Here is a 3,400-nt window from a genome sequence, read left to right on the forward strand (position 1 = left end):
CGCAGGAGGAGGGAGGGGGTGGTCGTCATCCCTTGACGCCCGCGACGAAGACGGCCCAGGCGGCGGCGGGGACGACGAGGACGGGGCCGGTGGGATTCTTGCTGTCGCGGACGGGCACGACACCGGGGAGGTCGTCCAGGACTTCGAGGCACGATCCGCCCTCGCCGTTGCTGTACGAACTCTTGCGCCACGCGCCGACGAAGTCGTGCGACACCTCGACGCAGTCGCCGCCCTCACCGTTGCTGTAGCTGCTCTTGAACCAACGGGCGTTGTTCAGGTCGTACTGGCGCATCGTCTGAAGTCCTCCGCCGCCGATTCGATCAGGGCCAGGGACACCTCCGGCGACAAGGCGGTGACCCTCAGCAGATCGTAGGCCCGCTGTGCGCGCTTCACCACCGCCGGATCGTCGAGGAGCGTCCCCGAAAACGACGTCTCTGTATAGGCCGTTGGCGGTTGGTCCGCGTACTCCATGAGCTTCAACGTCCCGTTCATGGAGGCGTGCGCGCCCGCAGCGCGCGGAAGCACCGTCACCAGTACCCACCGCTGCCGGATCATCGCCGCGATGTGGTCCAGTTGCGCGGCCATCTCCGCCTCGCCGCCCACCGGGGTGAGCACCGCGTTCTCGTGCAGGATCACCCAATACTCGGGCCTTGTAGCGTCCTGGAGGATCGCCGCGCGCTCCATCCGCGCGCTGACCTTCTCCTCCACGTACGCGTCCGTGGCGAACGGGTTCGCCGCGACCGTCACCGCCCGCGCGTACTCCGCCGTCTGGAGCAGCCCCGGTACCACCGTCGGAGCGAACTCGCACAGCTTCGTCGCCACCGCCTCCAGCTCCGCCACCTCCGTGAAATACGAGGCGTACGGTGACTTGTCGATGAGTTTGCGCCACGTTCGTTCGAAAATACCGCCGGTTTGTAGGACTTCGTCGATTCGCTGGGCCACGTCTTTCTGCGGCTTTCGAATTCCCTGCTCGAACAGTCCGATGTAGGCGCCCGATACGAACACCCGTCTGCCCAGTTCCTCCTGGGAGAGCCCCGCCGACTCCCGGCGTTCCTTCAGGAGCTCGCCGAAGAAGACCCACGCGTCCTGCTGCTTGCCTCTGGCCATGGATTAACTCCCCCACCCGACCCCGCAGTTGTATGGCCTGCGCGTCTGTCGATTCTACGGATCGGACGCCACCCTGGAGTGGGGAAGCCGGAAATGGATTCAGAAAGGCATACGTTGGTGAAGGAAGACATCAAACGATCGACCACCGGGACGGTACGCGTGGCACAGGAGGCCGTGACGGAATTGCGCGAGGCGCTGGCGCGAGCGGGAATCACCCTCCCCTCGCTCGGGCTCGACGTCGTCACCCTCGCCGCCGAGCCCCCGAGGCCGCTCGTGGAATTGGGATGCTGCACGGTGGAAACGGCCCGGCTCCTCGCCGCCGCTGTACTGCCGGGGGAGGAGGACCGGTCATGACCCTGCCCATCGGGGCGTACGTCGTCGAGATCCGCACCGGACGGGTCGCGAGAGTCATGGGGCACGAGGGGCCCTACATCCAGGTCCGGCCGCTCGGCGGCGGCCGGGAGTGGGACGTCGAACCCGACGGGGTGCGCGAGGCGACCTCGGCGGAGCGGCTGAGCGCGGCCACGGCCCACGTGAACGCGCGGAGCCGGGGCGAGGTGCCCTGAGCTCCGGCGGGGTCCGCGCACTCCCGCAGGGGGCCGCCCGGCGCCGTACCCGGTCCGGTCGGCCCCCGACGTACGGGAGAATGGGGGCATGAGTCTGTTCCGCGACGACGGCATCGTGCTGCGCACCCAGAAGCTGGGTGAAGCGGACCGCATCATCACCCTCCTCACGCGCGGTCACGGCCGCGTACGCGCCGTGGCGAGGGGCGTGCGGCGCACGAAGTCCAAGTTCGGGGCCAGGCTCGAACCGTTCTCGCACGTGGACGTGCAGTTCTTCGCCCGGGGGAGCGACCTGATCGGCCGCGGGCTGCCGCTCTGCACCCAGAGCGAGACCATCGCCGCCTACGGGGGCGGCATCGTCACCGACTACGCCCGCTACACGGCGGGCACGGCCATGCTGGAGACGGCGGAGCGCTTCACCGACCACGAGGGCGAGCCGGCCGTCCAGCAGTACCTCCTGCTCGTCGGCGCCCTGCGGACCCTCGCCCGGGGCGAGCACGCGCCCCACCTCATCCTGGACGCCTTCCTGCTCCGTTCCCTCGCCGTGAACGGGTACGCGCCCAGCTTCGACGACTGCGCCAAGTGCGGACTCCACGGGCCGAACCGGTTCTTCTCGGTCGCGGCGGGCGGCGTCATATGCGGCGACTGCCGGGTGCCCGGAAGCGTCGTACCCTCGGCGGAGGCCATCGGCCTGCTCAGCGCGCTGCTCACCGGCGACTGGGCGACGGCGGACGCGTGCGAGCCGCGTCACGTCAGGGAGGGCAGCGGACTCGTGTCCGCCTATCTGCACTGGCATCTGGAGCGCGGCCTGCGCTCCCTGCGCTACGTAGAGAAGAGCTAGGAGATCCATCGCATGGCCATCGCACGACGCGGAATCCTCGGGCGGCAGCGCCGGGAGTACAAGACCCCCGAGCCGCACCCGTCCGGCGCCCGCCCGCCGAAGCTCCCGGCCGAGCTGGTGCCGAACCACGTCGCCTGCGTGATGGACGGCAACGGCCGCTGGGCCAAGGAGCGCGGCCTGCCCCGCACCGAGGGCCACAAGGTCGGCGAGGGCGTCGTCCTCGACGTGCTCAAGGGCTGCCTGGAGATGGGCGTGAAGAACCTCTCCCTCTACGCCTTCTCCACCGAGAACTGGAAGCGGTCGCCCGAGGAGGTCCGCTTCCTCATGAACTTCAACCGGGACGTCATCCGCCGCCGCCGCGACGAGATGGACGAGCTTGGCATCCGCATCCGCTGGGTCGGCCGGATGCCCAAGATGTGGAAGTCCGTCGTGGAGGAGCTCCAGATCGCCCAGGAGCAGACCGTCGGGAACGACGCCATGACGCTGTACTTCTGTGTCAACTACGGCGGCCGGGCCGAGGTCGCCGACGCGGCGCAGGCCATCGCCCGGGACGTGGCGGCCGGCAAGCTGGACCCGTCGAAGGTCAACGAGAAGACCTTCCAGAAGTACCTGTACTACCCGGACATGCCGGACGTCGACCTCTTCCTGCGGCCCAGCGGCGAGCAGCGCACCTCCAACTACCTCATCTGGCAGAGCAGCTACGCCGAGATGGTCTTCCAGGACGTGCTGTGGCCGGACTTCGACCGCCGTGACCTGTGGCGGGCCTGCGTCGAGTACGCCTCCCGCGACCGCCGCTTCGGCGGCGTCGACCCGGCCGACATGGCCGTCCTCGACAAGGCCTGACGGCGTACGGAGGGGCCCGCACCGGACACGTCCGGTGCGGGCCCCT

6 protein-coding genes are annotated in these 3,400 nt (G+C 69.2%); 4 read left to right on the top strand and 2 right to left on the bottom strand.

Annotated elements, in window-relative coordinates:
• Positions 1–25: 25 nt before the first annotated feature.
• The gene (locus RIF68_RS31485) at positions 26–292 is read right to left on the bottom strand and encodes a DUF397 domain-containing protein (protein WP_309054674.1); all 267 of its coding nucleotides are present in this window, start codon (positions 290–292) and stop codon (positions 26–28) included.
• Positions 274–1,107 (bottom strand): helix-turn-helix transcriptional regulator, encoded by an 834-nt coding sequence (locus tag RIF68_RS31490; protein ID WP_309054675.1) that lies wholly within the window; start codon positions 1,105–1,107, stop codon positions 274–276. Before RIF68_RS31490 ends, RIF68_RS31485 begins: the two co-directional genes overlap by 19 nt.
• Positions 1,108–1,281: 174 nt before the next feature.
• On the opposite strand from RIF68_RS31490, the gene RIF68_RS31495 reads away from it, so the two are divergent.
• From RIF68_RS31495 to RIF68_RS31510, 4 genes are all read left to right on the top strand, one after another.
• Complete coding sequence (locus tag RIF68_RS31495; RefSeq protein ID WP_375165761.1) at positions 1,282–1,461, top strand: hypothetical protein; 180 nt, start codon at positions 1,282–1,284, stop codon at positions 1,459–1,461.
• Positions 1,458–1,673 carry a hypothetical protein gene (locus RIF68_RS31500; RefSeq protein ID WP_309054677.1) on the top strand — a complete coding sequence of 72 codons (216 nt, stop codon included), beginning with the start codon at positions 1,458–1,460 and terminating at the stop codon, positions 1,671–1,673. The genes RIF68_RS31495 and RIF68_RS31500 overlap by 4 nt, the downstream gene beginning before the upstream one ends.
• Positions 1,674–1,761: 88 nt before the next feature.
• The gene (recO, locus tag RIF68_RS31505) at positions 1,762–2,511 is read left to right on the top strand and encodes a DNA repair protein RecO (RefSeq protein ID WP_309054678.1); all 750 of its coding nucleotides are present in this window, start codon (positions 1,762–1,764) and stop codon (positions 2,509–2,511) included.
• Between the two features lie 18 nt (positions 2,512–2,529).
• Entirely contained in the window at positions 2,530–3,354 is an 825-nt protein-coding gene (locus RIF68_RS31510) for an isoprenyl transferase (protein ID WP_309054679.1), read from the top strand.
• Positions 3,355–3,400: the final 46 nt, after the last annotated feature.

Origin of the sequence: Streptomyces sp. (assembly GCF_031178505.1) — a bacterium.
Taxonomy (GTDB): domain Bacteria; phylum Actinomycetota; class Actinomycetes; order Streptomycetales; family Streptomycetaceae; genus Streptomyces; species Streptomyces gulbargensis.

What these genes read in the sequence shown, in the direction of transcription:
- RIF68_RS31485 (WP_309054674.1), bottom strand. Translation starts at nt 292, where the DNA reads ATGCGCCAGTACGACCTGAACAACGCCCGTTGGTTCAAGAGCAGCTAC.
- RIF68_RS31490 (WP_309054675.1), bottom strand. Translation starts at nt 1,107, where the DNA reads ATGGCCAGAGGCAAGCAGCAGGACGCGTGGGTCTTCTTCGGCGAGCTC.
- RIF68_RS31500 (WP_309054677.1), top strand. Translation starts at nt 1,458, where the DNA reads ATGACCCTGCCCATCGGGGCGTACGTCGTCGAGATCCGCACCGGACGG.
- recO (WP_309054678.1), top strand. Translation starts at nt 1,762, where the DNA reads ATGAGTCTGTTCCGCGACGACGGCATCGTGCTGCGCACCCAGAAGCTG.